This is a genomic window from Bacillus sp. P4_D3 (assembly GCF_056401855.1).
The window spans coordinates 1-5050 of sequence record NZ_JBFUIN010000231.1; the positions used below are offsets into that span (position 1 = coordinate 1).

Genomic DNA, 5050 nt, shown 5'->3' on the forward strand with positions numbered 1-5050 from the left:
AATTTAACGAGCATGCATTAAAGGGAAAAGTAACAACTTTACATAAAGAGAAAATGAAAATACCAAAAGCGCGTGACGGGGTAAAAGAATATTTAGAAGAAGCGAAAGAACTTGGATTGAAAATCGCATTAGCCTCTAGTTCATCTAGGGAGTGGGTCGTTCGTTTTTTAGAAGAGCTACAAATTAGAGATTATTTTGAAGCGATTAAAACGAGAGAAGATGTAGAGAAGGTAAAACCAGATCCAGCTCTTTATAAAGTTACGATAGAAGAATTAGGAATTGAACCATCAGAAGCTGTTGTATTTGAAGATTCATTAAATGGATTGAAAGCAGCGGTGGCAGCAGGATTAAAGTGTGTCGTCGTGCCTAATGATGTGACAAGAAATTTGCAATTTGAAAACCATCACCTTCGTATCGAAAGTATGAAAGAGAAAAGTTTGAAAGAAGTGCTTCAACATATAAAGGGAAACTTTAATCAGTAGGGTTTTTCGCATCTTCCACTGATTATTAGCTCCGCACCAACCGGGGTAAAAAAAGACCGTATTTCCTAAAAGGAAGCACGGTCTTTCTTTTTGTTTTTTTTACCTTCAATGACAGTTAAATGAGATTGTTTTCTTTTTCTTTTCAACGATGGAGAATTACCCTTTTTCCCCTTGTCATCAGAAGCATTTCGTTTCAAGAAAGAATTGCTTAGGGGTGCTACATTTTGTTTCCCGTGTTTGCGGTTCGATTGTTTCGCTGCACGCTTATATGAGCTTTGCGAATTTGCAGAACCACTAGAGTTTGTAAACATTTTGTAGAGTAAGTAAAAGATACCGACGACAGCCAACATGATACCAATGTTTTTCAATACTAGCATTGGATTTGTAATAACAGATGAAACAAGGCCGAATATTGCTAATCCGATAATAAGCACAAATATAGCGAATGTAAACGAACGACCGTTCATAAGGGACACCTCCTAAAAACATATATTAAAATTAGTATATTAACGATGAGGAAAGGAGTTGAACACCATTTTTAAATAATTATTGTTTGTTTTCTAAACGTAATAATTCTTCAAACGATGCGATTGCAACTTCCGCTTGATCATCTGTTGGTTCTTTTGTTGTTAATAGTTGCAGCCATAATCCTGGATATCCAAGTACTCGCAAAACAGGGACATCTCGTAATCGATTGGTAAATTGTAATACTTCAAAAGAAATACCGAGAACAACTGGAATTAATAAAATTCGGTTTACTACCCTTGCCCAAAGCGGATCTGTAGGGACGAGGAAATAGACAAACATTCCAATAATGACCGTAAATATAATAAAGCTACTGCCACAGCGATAATGGAGGCGAGTTTGCTTTTGAACATTTTCTACAGTCAGTGGAAGATTATTCTCATAAGCATTGATTACTTTATGTTCCGCACCGTGGTACTGAAATACCCGCTTAATAAGTGGGGTTAAAGAAATGAAGTATATATAGCTCAATAATAGCATGAGCTTAATGACACTTTCGACAATGATTTGCCCTGTATGAGATGGGAAAATCGGTCTCGTTAATTCAGCTAAAAGTGCAGGAACTGCTGTGAAAATTACTTTACCGAATATGAACGATAAAACGCCAACTGCTGCAACTCCTAATACCATCGTTAATTTTGATTGTTCTTCTTTTTTATTTGCAAATTGTTCATCATCTTCGGGGTGGACATCAAATCGTTCTGAAGCAAAGTTTAAATGTTTCGCTCCATTCGCACTTGCATCCACAATAGCGGCAATACCTCGTAAAAATGGAATCTTCTTTAGTAGAGACAATGCTTTATTACGAACGCGTGGTAAACGATAAAATTCAATCGATTTATCTTTACGACGAACCGCTGTAACAGTATATTCTCTACCGCCAAACATAACTCCTTCTATGACTGCCTGCCCGCCATATATTTGTTTTGACTCTTCTGCCATGTTAACACCAACCTGTATTTGTTTCTCTCTTATGTAGAAAAAGAGGCAATTGTCATACTTGGTTCTGTCATCTTGAAATAAGACAATCACCGAGTTTCCTTTATTTTATCGACAAATACAGGTAGATGACAAGTGAAAATGTTACGAGAGTCGGACATTTCTTATTCTTTTTATAGACAAATTTTGCAGGATTTAAACATGCTTCAAAATAGTTTCGGGCATACTATTGAGCGGAGGTGTCAATGTGAATCAAGAACAATCAACAATAAGAAACTTTGTACAAATTGGTTTATTTGGTGGCTTATTTTGGGGAGGGATATGGTATTTCCTTCATATATTCTCATTTACAGAAGTTGGCCCTAACTATTTACTTTTACCGTTTGCATTTGGAGATTGGAAAGAAGGGGTTTGGGGAAATGTACTAGGTATCGTTTGTATGGGACTTCTTTCAATTTTAGTGGCATTTCTCTATAAAGCTCTTTTTAAAAAGTTTGAAGGAGTATTACCTGGCGTACTATACGGTTTGTTTTGGTGGGCATTATTATTTTTGGGGATGGGGCTAATGGCACCTGTTATTAAAAGTGCACTCCATTTACCGAAAGAAACAATTGTAACGACAATATGTATCTTTATATTATATGGTGTTTTTATTTCGTATTCTGTAGCATTCGAATCGAATAATACGAATAGAGGAGAAGGGGCCGAGAAGACAAACTATTCAAATAAGTGATTCCTATGTTAAAATGTCGTATAGACATTCTTTAATATTAAGGGGTTTTAAGAAAATGAAAAAGTTACTCCTCGTAAACGGTCCGAACCTAAATCGCCTTGGCGTTAGGGAAGTAAATGTATACGGAAAAGGAACGTTAGCGACGCTTGAAGCAGATATGAAACAAGAAGCAGAAAAAATGGGAGTGGAATTAGAATGTTTCCAATCGAATCATGAAGGTGCTCTTATTGACATCATTCATGAGGCTGAAGATATATATGAAGGGATCATTTTAAATCCTGGAGCATTTACGCATTATAGCTACGCGATTCGGGATGCTATCGCAAGCGTGTCGATTCCAGTTATTGAAGTACATATTTCTAACATTCACGGGCGTGAGTCGTTTCGTCATGAATCTGTGACAGCGGCTGTTTGTGCGGGACAAATTGTTGGATTTGGTTTTTATGGCTATAAGCTAGCGCTATTTGCATTAATGGAGAAATTGAGGGAGGCATAAAGTAATGGAAAAGATCGAGAGATTAAGAAGTGCGTTTGATGAGGCTGGTATTGACGGTATCGTATTAACGAATGAACATAGCCGTAGATATATGGCGAATTTCACAGGAACAGCTGGTGTTGTACTAATTTCAAAAGAGCGTGCTCTATTTATTACAGATTTCCGTTATGTAGAGCAAGCTAGTAAGCAAGCGGCTGGATACGAAATAGTGCAGCATGCAGGATTAATTCTTGATGAAGTTGCGAAACAAGTTAAAGAACTTGGAATTCAAAAGCTAGGCTTTGAGCAAGATACTCTTACATATAGCTCTTACGTAACGCATAATGAAGCGATCGAAGCTGAATTCATCCCAACTTCTGGGCTTGTAGAAAAGTTACGCTTGATAAAGACTGATTCAGAGATTAAGATATTAAAGGAAGCTGCACAGATTGCAGATGCTGCCTTTGAGCATATTCTATCATTCATTCGCCCGGGAGTATCTGAAATTGAAGTGTCAAATGAACTTGAATTTTTCATGAGAAAACAAGGAGCAACATCTTCTTCGTTTGATATTATCGTTGCTTCAGGTCTTCGTTCGGCATTACCGCACGGCGTGGCATCTGAAAAAGTGATAGAAAAAGGAGATTTCGTCACATTAGACTTCGGCGCTTATTACAAAGGATATTGCTCTGATATTACTCGTACGATTGCAGTCGGTGAACCATCTGATAAATTAAAAGAAATTTATAATATCGTTTTAGAAGCACAACTACGTGGTGTGAACGGTATTAAAGCTGGTTTAACGGGTCGTGAGGCTGATGCATTAACGCGTGATTACATAACGGAAAAAGGATATGGTGAATACTTCGGACACTCTACTGGTCATGGAATCGGTCTTGAAATCCATGAAGCACCAGGTTTAGCGTTCCGTTCTGATACAGTACTTGAACCAGGTATGGCTGTAACAGTAGAACCAGGTATTTATATTCCAGGTGTTGGCGGGGTACGTATTGAAGATGATATCATTGTAACAAGTGAAGGTAATGAAGTAATAACGAAATCACCAAAAGAACTTATTATTTTGTAATACACAGGAGGATTTTTTTACATGATTTCAGTAAACGATTTTCGTACAGGTTTAACAATTTCAGTGGACAATGCCCTTTGGCAAGTAATGGATTTCCAACACGTAAAGCCAGGTAAAGGTGCTGCATTCGTTCGCTCTAAACTACGTAACCTTCGCACAGGATCTGTTCAAGAGAAAACATTCCGTGCAGGTGAAAAAGTAGAAAAAGCACACATCGAAAACCGTCGTATGCAATACTTATACGCGAGCGGTGAGTCTCACGTATTTATGGATAACGAAACTTATGAGCAAATCGAACTTGGCGAAAACCAAATCGAGCGCGAATTAAAATTCTTAAAAGAAAACATGGGAGTATCTATTATGACATACCAAGATGAAGTACTTGGTGTTGAACTTCCGAACACAGTTGAATTAACAGTGTCAGAAACAGAGCCTGGTATTAAAGGTGACACAGCTTCTAACGTAACAAAACCAGCTAAATTAGAAACTGGTCTTGTTGTACAAGTACCAATCTTCATTAACGAAGGCGAAATGCTTATCATCAACACTGGTGAAGGTAAATACGTTTCTCGTGCATAGTAGAAAAGCACTCGTGATTATCACGAGTGCTTTTTTTTATCCCGTTATTTGCGGGCTAATAATCAGTGGGGGATGAACAACTCCCCCGCTGATTATAGTTTCACTTTATAGGAAATAGGGAAGATAGTAAATTGCGGTTATAACAAAACTAACTGTGACGAGTGAAAGGGTACCCATAATATATGGAGTCAAAACAATTTGAAACGGGCGTATTTCACCAGTTTCAATAC

At 37.5% G+C, this 5050-nt stretch carries 7 protein-coding genes; 5 read left to right on the forward strand and 2 right to left on the reverse strand.

The genetic code is table 11. The features are described from left to right. Positions 1-482, forward strand: a 482-nt coding sequence (locus AC1DTM_RS17940) for an HAD family hydrolase (RefSeq protein WP_477000590.1), incomplete at its 5' end; no start/stop codon positions are given. A 65-nt stretch (positions 483-547) separates the two neighbouring features. Here the strand turns inward: AC1DTM_RS17940 and AC1DTM_RS17945 are convergent. Together AC1DTM_RS17945 and AC1DTM_RS17950 are read right to left on the reverse strand one after the other, a co-directional pair. Further along, positions 548-949 (reverse strand): SA1362 family protein, encoded by a 402-nt coding sequence (locus AC1DTM_RS17945; protein ID WP_016106131.1) that lies wholly within the window; start codon positions 947-949, stop codon positions 548-550. 79 nt (positions 950-1028) lie between these two features. Further along, positions 1029-1949: a DUF1385 domain-containing protein gene (locus tag AC1DTM_RS17950; RefSeq protein WP_002160519.1), complete on the reverse strand. Its 921-nt coding sequence runs from the start codon at positions 1947-1949 to the stop codon at positions 1029-1031. Between the two features lie 244 nt (positions 1950-2193). On the opposite strand from AC1DTM_RS17950, the gene AC1DTM_RS17955 reads away from it, so the two are divergent. The 4 genes from AC1DTM_RS17955 to efp are packed head-to-tail and all read left to right on the forward strand — an operon-like array spanning position 2194 to position 4820. Then, the gene (locus AC1DTM_RS17955) at positions 2194-2679 is read left to right on the forward strand and encodes a YqhR family membrane protein (protein ID WP_133059530.1); all 486 of its coding nucleotides are present in this window, start codon (positions 2194-2196) and stop codon (positions 2677-2679) included. Positions 2680-2734: 55 nt separating this feature from the next. Then, a complete protein-coding gene (gene aroQ, locus AC1DTM_RS17960) occupies positions 2735-3175 on the forward strand; it encodes a type II 3-dehydroquinate dehydratase (RefSeq protein WP_002160521.1) in 441 nt (146 codons plus the stop codon). Positions 3176-3179: 4 nt separating this feature from the next. Continuing rightward, positions 3180-4241: a Xaa-Pro dipeptidase gene (gene pepQ, locus AC1DTM_RS17965; protein ID WP_002160522.1), complete on the forward strand. Its 1062-nt coding sequence runs from the start codon at positions 3180-3182 to the stop codon at positions 4239-4241. 21 nt (positions 4242-4262) lie between these two features. Continuing rightward, positions 4263-4820, forward strand: a complete 558-nt coding sequence (gene efp / locus AC1DTM_RS17970; RefSeq protein ID WP_002033989.1) for an elongation factor P — start codon at positions 4263-4265, stop codon at positions 4818-4820. Positions 4821-5050 lie beyond the last annotated feature (230 nt).

Coding starts and splice junctions, on each gene's coding strand:
- AC1DTM_RS17945 (WP_016106131.1), bottom strand. CDS start 949: ATGAACGGTCGTTCGTTTACATTCGCTATATTTGTGCTTATTATCGGA.
- AC1DTM_RS17950 (WP_002160519.1), bottom strand. CDS start 1,949: ATGGCAGAAGAGTCAAAACAAATATATGGCGGGCAGGCAGTCATAGAA.
- aroQ (WP_002160521.1), top strand. CDS start 2,735: ATGAAAAAGTTACTCCTCGTAAACGGTCCGAACCTAAATCGCCTTGGC.
- pepQ (WP_002160522.1), top strand. CDS start 3,180: ATGGAAAAGATCGAGAGATTAAGAAGTGCGTTTGATGAGGCTGGTATT.
- efp (WP_002033989.1), top strand. CDS start 4,263: ATGATTTCAGTAAACGATTTTCGTACAGGTTTAACAATTTCAGTGGAC.